The following is a 15,601-nucleotide window of genomic DNA, read 5'->3' as shown; positions in this document are numbered from 1 at the left end:
TATTCTTCATAATTAAAGGTAAACTTTTGGCAAATAACTTACTGAGATATAGCGCAAATAAAGAAAGCGCAGACTGAGCTGCGCTTTCCATTTATTGCATATAGGCAAATCAGTGTTTGAGAATATCTCGCTTCACTTCGCCTTTTAAATCCGTCAATGTTTGCTGCTCAGTATCAATCAAGAAGTGGTCACTGGCTTGTCCCGTTGCAAACTTCTCTAGGATCACAAATAGGCTACCAAAACGGGATCGGAAGACTTCACCAACCGAGTATTCACCTAAGTCACCAAGTTCAGAATCGACCGTTCCCGCGAACTCCGCCAGCTCTCGACTTAACAACTCGTATTGCAATAGCTGTGCTTCTTCAATATCGCGGAAAGCCAGTTCATCGGCATTACGCAGGCGGTAGAAATCTGTTGCTAGCTCTTCACCATTCCATGCAGCAAAGTCATCAAGATTAAAGCCTCCCTGTTGAGCAATCGCTTGAGCTTGTTGCGTCGCCGCCTGCCAATCTTTCTGGAATTGCTCATAATCTACGACCGCGTTTTCATCACAATTAACGATGTCGTACCCTAGCTCTTTCGCTAACTGACACACGGTAAATTGAGTAGAAAGCTGAGACATGATCAACATATCATCACCATCCATGTGCAAAAGCATTTCACGCATTTCCAGTGGCCAATCACTTGGTAGGAAGCGCAGACGCGTCAGTTCTCGGATGTGCCAATCAGTCAGAGCATAATAGCTTTCAGCTTCAAGAATCTCTTTATTCCAAATGCTCGCCTTTGCAGTTTCATCATCACCTGCTTGTTCAGTCAGGTGTTCATGCTCACGTGCATAGTGCTCAAACAACTCGTTGTAGCCTTCAACTTTGTCGATCACGACAGTTTCCACTTCGATTTGATGATCAGGACGAATATTCAATAGCTTATAAGCTGGAATGTAGCCCGCCAGAGAAGGGGCTTGAATGTTGAAAAGCGTGTGTTGAACGCCATCGATCATGTAACTCTTTTTACCCGTATCGTTAAAGTGCATGTGGCCACCAACGTGAATGCTCAACCCCGTCGCTGCAAGTGCTTTACTGGTATCGTCATTTGGCTCACGAGATAACTGATGGCTTCCTTCTCCGAACAAGTCTTCAATGTCTTCGGATGCACCATTATAGAAATCCGTCATTGGAAAATGGCTGAACGACACAAGTGTTTTGTTCTGCTCTTTTGCCGCTTTAACGACCTCACTGATCCACTCAATCACGTGCTGCTTGTGGGTCAGCATCATGTTGTAGCCTGCACTGCTGGAGCCATCGAAGTCATCGCCGCTGATGGAATCTTCTACCAAGGTGTCTTTTGGCTTGTAGACGTTCGCATCTATCGCCAACAACCATAAGCCTTTTACTGGCTCTACCAAGTAGCTGGTATCTGGCACCACCGCACAGTTGGTGTAACCGTCTTGTTTGTATTCACCGCCCGTCCCTTGGTGGCAAATCTCAAACATGCGCTTATCATAAGCGGCTTCTTCGGCGGCAAGTTCATATGAATAGTTGTTACGAGCTTCTTCACTGCTGTAGGGCGTTTCGAAATACAAATAATCTTCTTGAGGATAGAAACCGTGCGTACCAAGGATATCCATGATCTCTTTGTAGCCCCACTCTTGTACCTCTTCCGTACAGATGGTGTCTAAATTGTCGCCTTCACCGGGAATGATCCCCCACTCGCCTTCGTAATCAACACACTCATCCTTACCTCGGCTAAAGATGCGTTGTTTCTTGCCGCCCTCACCAAGGTAATCAGATTTGCCCGCTGCCACGGTAAAAGGTTTGTTGGGATCATGGTTGCCCGGTGCAGCAAAAAACTCAAGACCATAAGTCTCACGATAATGGTCAAAGATTTTCACTAACCCACGCATGTGCACAGGTTGGCCGTCATCACTGAAATCCCCTGGTAGCGCAACATATTTAATTCCGCGCTCTACCACGTCATCCAGTGCAGCGATCATCGCGAAATAGTTTTCGTTAAACAACCGCGTCGATTCCATCTGCGACTGCATGGTACGAATCGTCGCATATTTACCGCTGGCATTGGTGTAGAGACCTTGGAAAGAGCCGTCTTGGAAGTCACCATATACATCGTGGAAGTGGATGTCTGGCATAAACGCCACTTGAACTGGCGCTTCGAGCTCTGGTGTATCACTGCTTGAAGAGTCTGAATTACAACCAACTAGAGTAGCTGCAATCAGACCGGAGAGTACGGTCAATGTACTGCGTTTCATTTTTCCCATCCCGATAAAGAGTAATAATTTGAAATCGGGCGAGGAGCTTAGGTGGAAAAAATGACAATTAAGTTGCGACTTTCTTACAACTTATCGTAACTAAATAGAATTTGTGACTCTCGTTCACACTCTTTTTAATCAATAACTTAAACCAATAATCGACGTATCATAGACTGATTTAAACCATTGATGTTCACTATACTTCCAACTAAACATCAATGGCTCAGTCATTCAGAATCGTTATAGCTGAGGTAACGGTTTTAAGTCTTGGTACTCGGCATCTAGCTCAATACCAAAATGCGCTTTTAATGCCGATAGATACTCAGGGCCTCCGTTAAGCTCTACCTCGACCACTTTGTCATTTTCTCGATACTTTAACGTATGATTTGCCAGTGTGATGATCCCCGATTCCGTAGGCAGCGTGGCTACGCGACTAGACGTAAAGCGCGACGTGGGTGACGTAGAAGCAAAGTGATTACCGCAAACAATGTCGCCATCAAACACATGTTCAAAATCCAAGCTATACATATCAAGCCACTGGTTTTCATTGTCATATGATTGAACTTGCAACATATAGCCAACGCGCTCGTCTTCAATAAAGCGGAATGTTTGAATATCGGTATGAATAGCTTGGTTAAGTACGAATGGCAATGGTGCTCTCGGCGTATTCGAGCCAAAGCCAGCATCGACAATCCATTTTTCATCGCCCATTGTGACCAAAGTAAACTGATGCGTTCTACCTGAGGGCGTACCGGATAAGTGCACGCGACCTAAAAGCGGTCTAGCATCAAATCCCACCTTTTGCAGTACTCTTAAAAGCAATCCATTCAATTCAAAGCAATATCCCCCACGGTTGTGATAGACCAGCTTGTCGATAATGTCTCGCTCAGAGATAGATACGCCTCTCCCCAATGCAATATCAAAGTTTTCAAATGGAAATTTTCGCTGTTGATTGATATGCAACCTGAACAATAAATTAATGCTGATGTCTAAGGCTTGTGCAACACCTATTTTATCTAAGTAAGCCTGTAAATCTGTATTGTTCATTGTGATCCTAACTCGCTGTTTCTTCGCAATGGGCGACACAATAAAACCTCAACCGTAGTTGAGGTCAAACGACAATGCGATTTTTCTGCTACTTATTTGCTTGCATAAATAACGGTTCCAATCGCCCATTATTACATTTACGTAAAAATCATTTTCAATTTAACCGGATTATCATTTTTCGTGAAACACCTAAAATGGGCACCAACAAAACGACGCAGCGTAGAGAGAAACTCTCAACTACGCTTATGACGTCACTCTACATACTGAGAATATAAAGGAAACATCCAATGGCACTTGAAATCAAACCAGGTCAAACTCACATTAAATCAAAAGCAATGGTTGCATGGGCTGCAGGTGAGCCACTTAAAATGGAAGAAGTTGATGTACAACTTCCAAAAGCGGGCGAAGTTCTTGTTCGTATCGTAGCAACTGGTGTTTGTCACACTGACGCATTCACACTATCAGGTGACGATCCAGAAGGTATCTTCCCTTCAATCCTTGGTCACGAAGGTGGCGGTATCGTTGAGATGGTTGGCGAAGGCGTAACAAGCGTTGAAGTTGGCGACCACGTTATCCCACTTTACACAGCTGAATGTGGTGAGTGTAAGTTCTGTAAATCTGGCAAAACTAACCTATGTCAGGCAGTACGTGAAACACAAGGTAAAGGCCTAATGCCAGATGGCACAAGCCGCTTCTCTGTAAATGGTGAGACAATCTTCCACTACATGGGTTGTTCTACTTTCTCTGAGTACACTGTACTTCCAGAAATCTCACTAGCGAAAGTAAACAAAGAAGCGCCACTTGAAGAAGTTTGTCTTCTAGGTTGTGGCGTAACCACTGGTATGGGTGCGGTACTTAACACAGCTAAAGTTGAAAAAGGCGACACAGTTGCTGTATTCGGTCTTGGCGGTATCGGTCTTTCTGCAATCATCGGTGCACGTATGGCTGGTGCAAGCAAAATCATCGGTGTCGACATCAACGAAAGCAAGTTCGAGCTAGCAAAACAACTTGGCGCAACTGATTGCATCAACCCAATGAAATTCGACAAACCAATCCAAGACGTTATCGTTGAGATGACAGACGGTGGTGTTGACTACTCATTCGAATGTATCGGTAACGTAAACGTGATGCGTCAAGCTCTTGAGTGTTGTCACAAAGGTTGGGGTGAGTCGGTAATCATCGGCGTTGCGGGCGCAGGTCAAGAGATCTCAACTCGTCCATTCCAACTAGTAACTGGTCGTGTATGGCGTGGCTCTGCTTTCGGTGGTGTTAAAGGCCGCTCTGAGCTTCCAGAAATCGTAAACCGTTACATGGCTGGCGAATTCGGTCTCCAAGAATTCATCACGCACACTATGGGTCTACAAGACGTGAACGAAGCATTCGAATTGATGCACAAAGGTGAATCTATCCGTACTGTTCTTCACATGGATAAATAATCCAAGATACAACTCACGTAATGTGATTGATATTTGAAAATTTGAAATAAGCTCTCTTCTCTCTGGACACGTTTTCCTCGGGAAGAGAGCCATCCGCTGTCTTAACGGTCTTGTCCGCCGTTAGAAAATCATTGTTTTAAATACTCACTGTTTTTAAATAAACATTGTTTTATCGAGAGATTATCCATGACCATTGAAAGCCTAAGCCAAGCCAAAGTATTCGGTGGTTGGCATAAACAGTACACGCACGAATCTCGCACACTCAATTGCAACATGCGCTTTGCGATTTTCTTGCCACCTAATGCAACAAAATCAAACCCAGTTCCAGTGGTTTACTGGTTATCTGGCCTGACTTGTACCGACGAGAATTTCATGCAGAAAGCCGGTGCATTTCAAATGGCAGCAGAGTTGGGTATCGCGATTGTGGCGCCAGATACAAGCCCTCGCGGTGACGACGTGGCAGACGACGAAAATTACGACCTAGGTAAAGGCGCAGGTTTCTACCTAAACGCGACGCAAGAACCGTGGTCACGTCATTACCATATGTACGATTACATCACCAAAGAGCTGCCTGCGATCATAGAAAGCAACTTCCCGGTTTCAGATGTGAAGTCGATTTCCGGTCACAGCATGGGTGGTCACGGTGCAATCACGATTGGTTTGAAAAACGCGAGCCAATACCGCTCAATTTCAGCGTTCAGCCCAATCAGTAACCCAATGCAATGTCCTTGGGGCCAAAAAGCGTTTACCGCTTACCTAGGCACAGATATTGAGAGTTGGAAACAATACGATGCGAGCGAATTACTTAAGCAAAACAAATCCCCATTGCCGATTTTAGTCGACCAAGGTGATGCAGATAACTTCCTTGCTGAGCAATTGAAACCAGATGCGTTACTGGCGGCAGCAAAAGCTCATGATTCTGAAGTTGAATTGCGAATGCAATCAGGTTACGACCACAGCTACTTCTTTATTTCGAGCTTTATTGCTGAGCACTTAAACTTCCATGCGAAGCACTTATTTGCGTAGTACTTGCTGGTGATAAAACAAAAAGCGATGAAAAACCAAACGGTTTAATATCTTGTCCTATACAAAGCCACTCATTCATTGGGTGGCTTTTTGTGTTCTAAAAACACTCACCTCCCCTTTACACAGCCCCCATTGCAATTTGCCGAAATGACGTCTAACTTGTAATTGAACATCATTCAATTATCGCTAACACTGTATGAAAAAACCAACGTCAGCCCTGTTAACCTCGACTTGCTTCGGGTTGTTAGCAACCTCTCCTATTGCCGAGGCGATAAGCTTCTTCGATCCCATCGATGGGCAATTAGATATGGGCGAATACCTTGCTGAAAACGCCTATGGCTTTCTACCTGTTCCGATTGTGATTACTGAGCCTGCCGTCGGCTACGGTTTGGGCTTTACTGGCGTGTTCTTGCATGAATCCGATGAGCAACGAGAGAAAAGACGTGAGTTAGCCGAAACGTCTCTCGATGGAGGCGCCCAACTGTTAACACCTGCAATCACCGCAGTAGGTGGTTTCGCGACTGAAAACGGCACTTGGATGGGCTTTCTTGGTCACCGCCGGACCTGGGCGCAAGACACGGTTCGTTACCTTGGTGGCGTCGGATATGGCGACTTTAATATGACCTTCTATCCACAATCCTCCTTACCTGGGCTAGATAACGTATTTAATGGTAAGGGGTTAGATTTCGAGATTACTGGCGGCGGCATGCTCAACCATCTTCAATACCGCATTATTGATGCCCCGTTGTTTATCGGGGTGAAACAACTCTATTTCGTCACCGATCAGAAAATCACTAACTCCCCTGTTGCAGATAAGCTGCTGCAAACCTTGACCAATACCTCACCCACCACCTCTGGATTGGGCTTAACAGTGGAATGGGACAGCCGAAACAACTTCTTTAGTCCAACCGAGGGCTACAACTACAAAGCGGAGTATCTTTGGTACAACGACGCCATTGGCAGTGATTACGAATACGAGCAGTTGGATGTAGAGGGGATTAGTTATTGGGAACTGGCAGACGACTGGTCGTTGGCACTGCGTGGACAATACAAGGCACTCTACACTGACGAACGCTTTTTACCACCAGCGTCTTACCCAGACATTGAACTGCGTGGCGTGGCGAGAAATCGCTATCAAGGTGACGAAACCTTATCAGTAGAATCTCAACTGACTTACCAATGGAATACCCGCTGGTCGACCAATATCTTTGGCGGTTTTGGTTACGCATCAACAAATGAGTCGTTATTCGAAAATGACGCCGAATACGCTTATGGCGTCGGCTTTCGTTACCTCATCGCTCGTCGTTATGGGTTACAAGCAGGTATGGACTTTGCCTTCAGCGATGAGGACAGTGCGGTTTATTTCCAAGTGGGCTCAGGCATGTAAACCCACTCGGTTCTCATCATCATGATTGATATTTAGGGTTCGCACCGTATTGGTTCGAGCCTTCTTCACTGTCTTGAATCAAGAAGTACAACAGCACCAAAATACCTATAATTGGAACAAAGGCGATAAGGGCCCACCAACCTGAGCGTCCTGAATCATGTAAGCGACGCACGGTGACCGCTATCGACGGTATCATAATAAACAGCGCATAAATCACACCGAAAAAACCAAAATTATCCATTTGCATCAGGCTACCAATCACCCTATCGATGATAGCCATGACTAAATTGACCAACACATTCACCAACGTAAAGTACCAATACTCTTGGCGTCTTGCTCTACCACTAAAGTTGGTGTAATTGAGGATAACCTTGTAATACCAATCAAACATATCGCATCTCCGATTGAGTTGAATGTGTCGCGAAAGTTAGACAACGTGGTGCAAGTTGCACATAAAATGAACGAAATTATATATTCATCCAATAGTTCTATTTTTAACTCTCTCATTAACCTTGACGTATATTCCACCAACGGTTACTTTTCACCCATAACGTATTATATAAAACCATCAGGTTGGCTCTATTATTAATAAATATATGACCGAGATTTTAACTGGCGATGTTCGCTCTAGTTGCAATGCCGGCAATAAAAATCAAAGGGCACAAGATGAGAAAAACACTAGCACTCGCTTTGCTTTTGTTTGCACCAATACTTTTTGCAAACACAATACAGTTTAGCAGTCCTGAGAAACCCAATGTCGTTGTGGCACTAAAAGACTTAGAGTCCTTGCCTCAAACCACTTACACCACACAACTTCCTTGGCTAGACAGCCCAGCAGAATTTGACGGTGTAAAACTTAGCACCCTCCTACAACATGCCTTTGGCAAAGTACCTGAGCGTGTCGAAGTTCGTGCACTTAATGACTACCATTCAAACCTCTCGCGCGAAGACATCCTGCGCTATCAACCGATCGTGGCGTATAAGCAAAACCATCATTACATTAAAGTAAGAAATAAAGGCCCATACTGGCTGATCTACTCAATGGATGAATATCCGGAAATTGATATCGCCCTATACCATTCACAAATGGTGTGGCAAATAAACAGGATCAGCGCGAAAGAAGAATAACAATGAAAGCAAAGCCCAATCCCCCTCATCAGGGGCCATTTTCAACCAAGAGCAAGTTACTCTTACTGATATTTGCATCCACACTGCTGTTCGCAAACGTACTCCTACTGCAAGAAACTCGAGCGCTCACTAAAACCTATTCGGATCAACAAAACCAAGCCACTTGGTTCTTGTTCCATCTTTCGAAAGAATTATCTGAACTGGTAGGGGAAGCTCGACGCTTGAACGAAAGCGTGATGAACATTGATTCCGCTGAGCTGCAATACGAGCTAGCGTGGAGCCGTTTTGATTTGCTGATTAACAATAAAGAAGCCGATTCTTTTCTCTCACGAGAAGAGGTTCGAGTTTATTTTCTTTCTCTGTTTGACCAATTCCAACAACTCGAACCAATATTAGTAGAAGCGAAAACGGGCAGTAGCGTCGCCGCGAGTCAGTTTTATCGTGAAACTCAAAACCTCTACATGCAAATGATCGATTACGTCACTCTGCATTTTCGTGTTGCCAGTCCCCTCTACAAACATCAACAAGAGAAAGCGTATAACTTGCTGCAAGCGCAATACGTATTGCTCGGTATCTTTGTCCTAACCGTTGCACTGTTGACGTATTTTTATAAACGTGAGTCCAAGTTCCACAAAAAAATGGCATTGAGCGATCCGCTCACCAAGCTTGCTAACCGAAGCGCGCTGTTTATTGATTTACACCGAAAGGAAGAAACCAACTCGCCTTTCTCACTAATGCTGCTCGATTTAAACGGCTTTAAGGACATCAATGACACCTTAGGCCATCAAGCTGGCGATATTGCGCTCATAGAAATCGCAACTCGTCTAAGCCAAATGGCGCTGGATGACTTTGCCGTGTATCGCATGGGCGGCGACGAATTTGCCGTGATCGTCGACTCTATTGATCAAACGAAAATCGATGAAGTCACGCACCATATCAATGTGGTGTTTGAAAAGCCGATTCTCTCCTCTGAGCAAGCCAATGGCCTATCGACAAGTTTGGGGGTCGCTAGCTACCCGCAAGACGCAGACAACATTGACTTCCTGATCAATTTAGCGGATAAGCGCATGTACAAAATGAAATTCCAACGTTAAACGGATAACCATGATGAAAAACTTCATGCGAGCAGTACTATTACTGCTAGTGATCGCGATAGGTGTACTGGCTTGGGTATTTATCCCTTCTCACGAAACCGTAGGTGCACAAACCCTCGAAGAAGCGCTCAACGACAACTACACACTGGTTGGCCATCGCATTCATTCGACAGACCCAGATGCCGGCAATATGTTTGGTTACTTCGTGGTGTACAAAGGCGCAAGCACGGATGATTTGGAGCCGTTTTTGGTAACTTCTGATCAGTTTATTCGCATGGAGCAAACCGGTGATAACACGCTAACCCTCACCGTGAATGGTCGCATCTACCGCTACCATAACGACCTGTGGGTAGAGAACCCAGATGGCAAGTTGCAACATTGGTTTGTCAGCGCGACAGCGAAATACGTCCGCTAAGCAGACGCATACTTAGCTTCAGCTACTTAGCTGCAGATACTTAACTTGAGATAAACAAAAGCCCCGTTCATTACGTTGCGGGGCTTTTTATGTTCGAAACTGGCGAGGCAGAGATTAAAGCACTTTCTCTTTGATCACTTTCATTACGCCCGAGTCACGATTGCTTGGTGCGGAGAAACGTGCGATTTTCTTCACCGCTTCGTGCGCGTTTTCCATCGCGTAGGAATGCTCGCTCACTTGCAGCATCTCTAGGTCATTCAGGTAATCACCAAACGTCATGGTCTCTTCTGGACCAAACCCCATGGTATCTTGAAGGTGTTTGATCGCCGCGCCTTTTGATGCTTCTGCATTCATCACGTCTAGCCAAATCTTCGCGCTCACCACAACTTGATGGCTGTAACCAAACTTCGCACTCATGGTTGGGAAAACCAACTCTTCAGAACCACCAAAGTGACAAATCGCTACCTTGATAAACTCATCGTCAACGGCCAGTAGATCTGGCACGTATTCACAGCGATGGTAGTACTTCTGGAACTCTTCCAACGCTTTAGGATCTTTAGTTTCAATGTAAGCCGAACGCTTACCACACAGCACTAGGTGCGTACCTTCAATCTCACGAGCCGCTTGGATGATCGCATCAATTTCTGTTTTTGGAATGGTGCAGCTGTATAGCTCTTTATCTTGGTACATCACCAAGGTGCCGTTTTCCGCCACATAAATCATACGGTCTTGAATCGGTGCAAACGTATCGCGCAAACTGTAGTACTGACGCCCCGATGCCGCCGAGAATAGAATTCCCTTCTCTTCTAGCTGCAAAAACAGATCAAAGAACTCAGGGTCTAAACGACCGTATTGGTCAAGTAAGGTGCCATCCATATCGGTGGCAATAAATTTGATGCTAGCTTGTGACATGAACTTAAACTCAAATAAAGCAGCGCAGGTCACTCATCGAATGAAAGCAGGCTGCAAAAAATAGTCTTGGTAAGGTACAGGATATTGGGTGAATCTCAAGCTGAAATGATAGGGTATCATTCAGGAATCAACTTGAGATAATGAGGAAATTAGGCGGTAGCCAAGGTACTAGATTCCGCCATGGGCTGAACCATTGGTTTGGCCAACTCCAGACTGTGAATAGTGCCAATCAAGAAATCGAGTTCGCGATAAATCTCAGCAACGGCTTCAAACTCCCCCGCTGGCTCATCCAATTTTGGCTCAAACAGTTCTTTCCAATGCGAAATGGCAATATAGAGCTTTCCGTTCACTTGAGAAAACGACAAGCGAGAAAACTCGCTCTCACGATGAAAAGTCAGCACACGCTCGATCAATTCATCCGTCAGCAGTTGCTTTGCGGTGTCTAAATCGTCGCTGTACACCTCATACTGTTGGTCAAACTCTGGGTGACCCATTCGCACTCTTTTACCTATCTGAATCTTGAAGAAACGGTCCCACAGCTTTTCACGAAGCGTTGGCCCATCATCGCGGTCACTCAAAACAAAGGTGCAAACGTCGTCATTCATCGGAACGTCTATTTCACAAAACAACCCCGCAAAAAACACGTGATGCTTACTCGAACTATCGCTTCCTGAACTGATGAGCTTTGACGCTTCTATCTCAGACATCACCACCTTCGCTTCTCCAATGGTGCCTGAAATAAAATCATCACTCTCGAAACCATCACAACGGTCTAAATACAAACCACTGTGCTCGAAGGCTTCTTTGGAAAGTTTACGATTTGGGTCCCAACTGAGTGAGGGCTCAATGTGCGCTAACAAGCTCTGCATGATGTGCTGCTTGTAGGTCGTGCGAAACTGATTGTGCTTTTGATTGAAGTACGCCCAACCGCCGAGCATCAATGCCAAAAGAACAAACATCATGGCGGAGGTAGTGAGGTCAAACACGACTGTGCCAAAGAAACCCAGAACCGCCAAACCTAGAAACTTGCGTCGACGCAGTGCTTCTAAACGTAAAGCTTCAAGCGGTTCGAGTTTGTGCCTTAAGTCATTTTCAAACAGTGTTTTGAGCTGATCTGTCGTCATCACTTTCCTTTCATTTTTAGAGTTGAGTCCATTACCAACAACTACAAGATGAATCATTACCACCGCTACACGCATCACTAGGAAGACAGTCCAAAGAGTTGCACCCCATATCTGTCACACAAGATGAGTCTTTGTTCTTACGCCTTTTTCGGTTATGGGAAGAATCCCCATTTTGCAGACGTTGATGCGCATGTCGACAGCGTTCGAATTGGTTTTGAACGCTGCTATAGCTAGAGATCACTCCCTTGCGTTGAATCATTTTGCTGATGGCAGCAGAACAAGAATCCGTGCCGTAATACACCGCATGAGCGCAGCGGAAGCCTTTGTGTGGGGAAAGATAGCGTTGATAAAATCGTATCAATGCCAACACCAGTTTAGACATGCTTTTCCTTTTGCATCTAATGAGTCATTTGAGAACTACGCCTTTACTAATCAATCAAGACAGTACATCACTCAAATTAATCATTTCAAACGCAATCCTGATTTCTGCGCTCTAAGCGATGAAAATCATTGAGATAGAAAGTAAAGGCAAGCCGACACAGCTAGCTCAGGAGCGCCTTCGAATAGCAATCACTGCCAAAACAGGTACAATCCGTGCTCGATTTTTATTTCGCGCGGACTCACTCTCATGCACTCGCCTGAACAATGCTTTACTCGATTTACTGCGGACATTTCTGGCTACGACTTGCCGGCGCAGTTTACGTTTCCGTTCTACTACACGCCTCACCCATTATGTGTGTTGGCTGCCGAGCAATTACAGCAGCACCTCACAACACAAACTGACTTCGAACACGATTTTGGTCTTGAGGATGAGCAAAATGGACGTGGCAAGATGTTCGGTGTTTTGCTAGTGCGTAACCTGCAAGGTGTGCTTGGTTATTTCAGTGCATTCTCAGGCAAGATTGCCGATCAAAACTTGCTTCCAGGTTTTGTTCCACCCGTATTCGACATGCTGACAGAAGAAGGTTTCTTCCGGGGTGAGACAGATGCCATTAATGCTGCGAACGCGGAATACAAAGCCTTTGCTGCCAACCCTGAACTGGCACAACTTAAAGCAGAAATCAAAGCAGACCGTGAAGCGTATCAGCAAGAAGAGAATGCCCATCGCCAAGTGATGATTGCTGGTCGTGCGGAGCGAAAACAGCAACGCAAACAAGGTGAACAAACTCTGAGTCCAGAAGATCTGACAGTGCTACTGGATGATTTGGGTAAACAAAGTGTGGCCGAGAAGAATGTCCTCAAGTACCTCAAACAGGCTTGGGACGAAAAGCTAGCAATCAAAGAAGCGCGCTTAACTGAGCTAGAACAAAAACTGGCAGAACTTAAAGAGCAGCGCAAAGATTTGTCTAATGCGCTGCAGCACAAACTGCATAAGCAATACCGCTTCTTGGACAACCACAGTGCCGAGCGCGATTTGGTGGACATTTTTGCTCCTACCACCAACCCAGTACCACCAGCAGGTGCAGGTGAATGTGCAGCGCCGAAACTGCTTCAGTTCGCATACAAACATGGCTACCAACCGCTTGCGTTGGCTGAATTTTGGTGGGGCGTCTCACCGAAGTCGGAAGTGCGCCAGCACAAGAAGTTCTACCCATCTTGCAACAGCAAATGCCAACCGATTTTGGGGCACATGCTGCAAGGCTTGGATGTGGAACCAAACCCATTAGCAGAAAACTGGGCAGAAGATAAAGAGCTGGAAATTCTCTTCCAAGACGAAGCCATGGTGATCGTCAACAAGCCTTCAGGTCTGCTTTCCGTTCCGGGCAAAACCATCAAGGATTCAGCGTACACACGCCTGCAAGCCATGTTCCCTGATGTCGAAGGGCCGTTCGTGATTCATCGCTTGGATATGGCAACTTCGGGGATTTTGGTGTTTGCTTTAACCAAACGCGCCAACAAGAGCCTGCAAAAGCAATTCATCACACGTGGCGTACAAAAGCGTTATATGGCGCTGTTAGAAGGCGTGTTAACCGAACCTGAAGGTGAAATCTCGCTGCCGATGCGTGGCGATCCAGATGACCGTCCACGTCAACTGGTGTGCTTTGAACACGGTAAGACCGCTGAAACTTACTGGCAACTGATTGAAGTGAAAGACGGACGCAGCAAGGTATACATGTACCCGAAAACAGGGCGAACCCACCAGCTTCGTGTACACAGCGCCCACCACATGGGATTGAACATGGCAATGGTTGGTGACGGCTTGTATGGCGAAAAAGCCAACCGCCTGCATTTGCACGCTGAGATGTTGGAGTTAGACCATCCATACAGCAAAGAGCGTATGTGTTTCCAAGCAGAGTGTGAGTTTTAAAACGACTTATCAATGCAGAATAGATAGCAAAAAGGCACTGAATTTCAGTGCCTTTTTTACGTTTAGAGCGAGATAAGGTTAACTCACCTTAAACTTCGTCCACACTTGAGAGCGCCAGCGTCTTGCCATGATGATACCGCGTACCCATTCATCCAGCGCAATCGCCATCCAAGCACCAATCACGCCGTAACCCAAATGAATACCGAAGAGGTAAGAAAACACCACACCCAAGCCCCACATGCTCAGAATACCCATCTGTACTGGGAACTTGATATCTCCAGCGCCTTTCAGTGCCGAGATGAAGATAAGGTTAAACACGCGGCCCGCTTCTAGCACGATTGAGCCCATCACCAATGCGCCTGCCAATGCCAAGATTTCAGGCTGATCGGTAAATACACTCAAAATCTCTTCGTGGAACAGGTAGATCAAACACGTTGCCGCCGTTGATGCAGCAAAGCCAACTAAGAAATAAATCTGCACGCGTTTCAGAATACTGGTTACCCAACCTTTACCTATGTAATAGCCAGTCTGAATTTGAGCCGCCTGTCCAATGGCCAACGCAAAGGCGAACGAGAAACGCGCGATGTTTTGCGCATAAGTAAACGCCGCAAGTGATGACGTCCCCATTTGCACTACAAAATACACGATACAGATCTGCGCCATGTTGTAAGACAGCACCTCACCCGCGTTCATTCCACCGATTTTTAAGATCTTCTTGAACACGTCTTTCGGCACTTGTTTTACCTTGGACATAGGCAGTTCAATGCTGCTGCGTTTCAAAATCACGCCCAACAATAACGTACCAATGACTTGGCTAACTACCGTTGCAACCGCTACGCCCTCTACTCCATAAACAGGCACGCCAAATGGCTGATAAAGTGCAATGTAGTTACCGATGATGTTGAACACACCAGAGATCAGGTTCACTACCATTGGTGAGCGTGAATAACCGTGGCTACGCAGAATCGTGGTAAAGACGATACCGATGGTGACGTTGAACGTCATCGCACCGCTGATCAGCAGGTACTCGCGCGCATATTGCTCAACCTGAGCTTCTAAGCCGTAATACGGTAAGAAGAAAACCGCGCCAATCACGGCGAGTACACTTAAGAACGCACCAACAATGACCGATAACGCAACACTGGCGACACCGACATCGACCGACTCTCTTTCACGCCCTGCACCGTTATATTGCGCAATCAAAATGCCCGTGCCACTACTGACAAAGGTGGATACGATGATCAGGAAAAACGTTAATTGAGTGATAACGCCGACCGCAGACACGGCTTTGTCTGAGTAACCACTCAACATGAATACGTCACTGGTTCCTAAAGCCGTCCGTAGCAAAATTTCGACAAGTATCGGCCAAGCCAATGCCACGATGGACATACGTTGGTTGATATTCTGGCTTTTAGGCATGTGTTTGGGACCTTTCCTACAACTAAAACTGCCCCACAG

General features: G+C 45.8%; 14 protein-coding genes. 7 read left to right on the top strand and 7 right to left on the bottom strand.

The window, feature by feature from the left end; genetic code table 11:
• Positions 1–109: 109 nt before the first annotated feature.
• Together ITG12_RS25285 and ITG12_RS25280 are read right to left on the bottom strand one after the other, a co-directional pair.
• A complete protein-coding gene (locus ITG12_RS25285) occupies positions 110–2,266 on the bottom strand; it encodes a metallophosphoesterase (RefSeq protein WP_248874422.1) in 2,157 nt (718 codons plus the stop codon).
• Between the two features lie 240 nt (positions 2,267–2,506).
• Entirely contained in the window at positions 2,507–3,313 is an 807-nt protein-coding gene (locus ITG12_RS25280; RefSeq protein WP_248874420.1) for an arylamine N-acetyltransferase, read from the bottom strand.
• A gap of 287 nt (positions 3,314–3,600) precedes the next feature.
• On the opposite strand from ITG12_RS25280, the gene ITG12_RS25275 reads away from it, so the two are divergent.
• The 3 genes from ITG12_RS25275 (at position 3,601) to ITG12_RS25265 (ending at position 7,162) form a co-directional block, all read left to right on the top strand.
• Positions 3,601–4,749, top strand: a complete 1,149-nt coding sequence (locus ITG12_RS25275) for an S-(hydroxymethyl)glutathione dehydrogenase/class III alcohol dehydrogenase (RefSeq protein WP_005428461.1) — start codon at positions 3,601–3,603, stop codon at positions 4,747–4,749.
• A gap of 186 nt (positions 4,750–4,935) precedes the next feature.
• On the top strand, positions 4,936–5,775 hold the full coding sequence (gene fghA, locus ITG12_RS25270) for an S-formylglutathione hydrolase (protein WP_038880216.1): 840 nt from the start codon (positions 4,936–4,938) through the stop codon (positions 5,773–5,775).
• Positions 5,776–5,971: 196 nt separating this feature from the next.
• On the top strand, positions 5,972–7,162 hold the full coding sequence (locus tag ITG12_RS25265; RefSeq protein WP_045422025.1) for a BamA/TamA family outer membrane protein: 1,191 nt from the start codon (positions 5,972–5,974) through the stop codon (positions 7,160–7,162).
• Positions 7,163–7,181: 19 nt separating this feature from the next.
• On the opposite strand, the gene ITG12_RS25260 is transcribed toward ITG12_RS25265, so the two are convergent.
• On the bottom strand, positions 7,182–7,553 hold the full coding sequence (locus ITG12_RS25260) for a DUF805 domain-containing protein (protein WP_038869746.1): 372 nt from the start codon (positions 7,551–7,553) through the stop codon (positions 7,182–7,184).
• A 275-nt stretch (positions 7,554–7,828) separates the two neighbouring features.
• On the opposite strand from ITG12_RS25260, the gene ITG12_RS25255 reads away from it, so the two are divergent.
• The 3 genes from ITG12_RS25255 to ITG12_RS25245 are packed head-to-tail and all read left to right on the top strand — an operon-like array spanning position 7,829 to position 9,799.
• Entirely contained in the window at positions 7,829–8,290 is a 462-nt protein-coding gene (locus tag ITG12_RS25255) for an oxidoreductase (RefSeq protein WP_104026216.1), read from the top strand.
• Positions 8,291–8,292: 2 nt separating this feature from the next.
• The gene (locus tag ITG12_RS25250) at positions 8,293–9,384 is read left to right on the top strand and encodes a GGDEF domain-containing protein (RefSeq protein ID WP_038869750.1); all 1,092 of its coding nucleotides are present in this window, start codon (positions 8,293–8,295) and stop codon (positions 9,382–9,384) included.
• Positions 9,385–9,394: 10 nt separating this feature from the next.
• Entirely contained in the window at positions 9,395–9,799 is a 405-nt protein-coding gene (locus tag ITG12_RS25245) for a hypothetical protein (protein WP_038880213.1), read from the top strand.
• Between the two features lie 114 nt (positions 9,800–9,913).
• Here ITG12_RS25245 and ITG12_RS25240 read toward each other — a convergent pair whose 3' ends face one another.
• The 3 genes from ITG12_RS25240 to yidD form a co-directional block, all read right to left on the bottom strand.
• Entirely contained in the window at positions 9,914–10,711 is a 798-nt protein-coding gene (locus ITG12_RS25240) for a Cof-type HAD-IIB family hydrolase (RefSeq protein ID WP_038880211.1), read from the bottom strand.
• A 149-nt stretch (positions 10,712–10,860) separates the two neighbouring features.
• A complete protein-coding gene (locus tag ITG12_RS25235; protein ID WP_038880209.1) occupies positions 10,861–11,835 on the bottom strand; it encodes a DUF3137 domain-containing protein in 975 nt (324 codons plus the stop codon).
• Between the two features lie 31 nt (positions 11,836–11,866).
• A complete protein-coding gene (yidD, locus tag ITG12_RS25230) occupies positions 11,867–12,217 on the bottom strand; it encodes a membrane protein insertion efficiency factor YidD (protein ID WP_081635002.1) in 351 nt (116 codons plus the stop codon).
• A gap of 246 nt (positions 12,218–12,463) precedes the next feature.
• Between yidD and ITG12_RS25225 the strand changes: the two genes are divergently transcribed.
• A complete protein-coding gene (locus tag ITG12_RS25225; protein ID WP_038880204.1) occupies positions 12,464–14,143 on the top strand; it encodes an RluA family pseudouridine synthase in 1,680 nt (559 codons plus the stop codon).
• A 78-nt stretch (positions 14,144–14,221) separates the two neighbouring features.
• Here ITG12_RS25225 and ITG12_RS25220 read toward each other — a convergent pair whose 3' ends face one another.
• Positions 14,222–15,562, bottom strand: coding sequence for an MATE family efflux transporter (locus ITG12_RS25220; protein WP_038880201.1), 1,341 nt, complete (start codon positions 15,560–15,562; stop codon positions 14,222–14,224).
• Positions 15,563–15,601: the final 39 nt, after the last annotated feature.

The organism is Vibrio sp. ED002, from assembly GCF_023277445.1.
GTDB lineage: Bacteria > Pseudomonadota > Gammaproteobacteria > Enterobacterales > Vibrionaceae > Vibrio > Vibrio jasicida.
Note: the sequence above shows the minus strand (reverse complement) of the source record. Positions and strands in the feature narration are given on the sequence as shown.

Excerpts from the sequence above, each read along its gene's own strand:
- ITG12_RS25235 (WP_038880209.1), bottom strand. The coding sequence starts at position 11,835 with ATGACGACAGATCAGCTCAAAACACTGTTTGAAAATGACTTAAGGCAC.
- ITG12_RS25250 (WP_038869750.1), top strand. The coding sequence starts at position 8,293 with ATGAAAGCAAAGCCCAATCCCCCTCATCAGGGGCCATTTTCAACCAAG.
- ITG12_RS25255 (WP_104026216.1), top strand. The coding sequence starts at position 7,829 with ATGAGAAAAACACTAGCACTCGCTTTGCTTTTGTTTGCACCAATACTT.
- ITG12_RS25260 (WP_038869746.1), bottom strand. The coding sequence starts at position 7,553 with ATGTTTGATTGGTATTACAAGGTTATCCTCAATTACACCAACTTTAGT.
- ITG12_RS25220 (WP_038880201.1), bottom strand. The coding sequence starts at position 15,562 with ATGCCTAAAAGCCAGAATATCAACCAACGTATGTCCATCGTGGCATTG.
- ITG12_RS25285 (WP_248874422.1), bottom strand. The coding sequence starts at position 2,266 with ATGAAACGCAGTACATTGACCGTACTCTCCGGTCTGATTGCAGCTACT.
- ITG12_RS25225 (WP_038880204.1), top strand. The coding sequence starts at position 12,464 with ATGCACTCGCCTGAACAATGCTTTACTCGATTTACTGCGGACATTTCT.
- ITG12_RS25275 (WP_005428461.1), top strand. The coding sequence starts at position 3,601 with ATGGCACTTGAAATCAAACCAGGTCAAACTCACATTAAATCAAAAGCA.
- fghA (WP_038880216.1), top strand. The coding sequence starts at position 4,936 with ATGACCATTGAAAGCCTAAGCCAAGCCAAAGTATTCGGTGGTTGGCAT.
- yidD (WP_081635002.1), bottom strand. The coding sequence starts at position 12,217 with ATGTCTAAACTGGTGTTGGCATTGATACGATTTTATCAACGCTATCTT.
- ITG12_RS25245 (WP_038880213.1), top strand. The coding sequence starts at position 9,395 with ATGATGAAAAACTTCATGCGAGCAGTACTATTACTGCTAGTGATCGCG.
- ITG12_RS25240 (WP_038880211.1), bottom strand. The coding sequence starts at position 10,711 with ATGTCACAAGCTAGCATCAAATTTATTGCCACCGATATGGATGGCACC.
- ITG12_RS25280 (WP_248874420.1), bottom strand. The coding sequence starts at position 3,313 with ATGAACAATACAGATTTACAGGCTTACTTAGATAAAATAGGTGTTGCA.
- ITG12_RS25265 (WP_045422025.1), top strand. The coding sequence starts at position 5,972 with ATGAAAAAACCAACGTCAGCCCTGTTAACCTCGACTTGCTTCGGGTTG.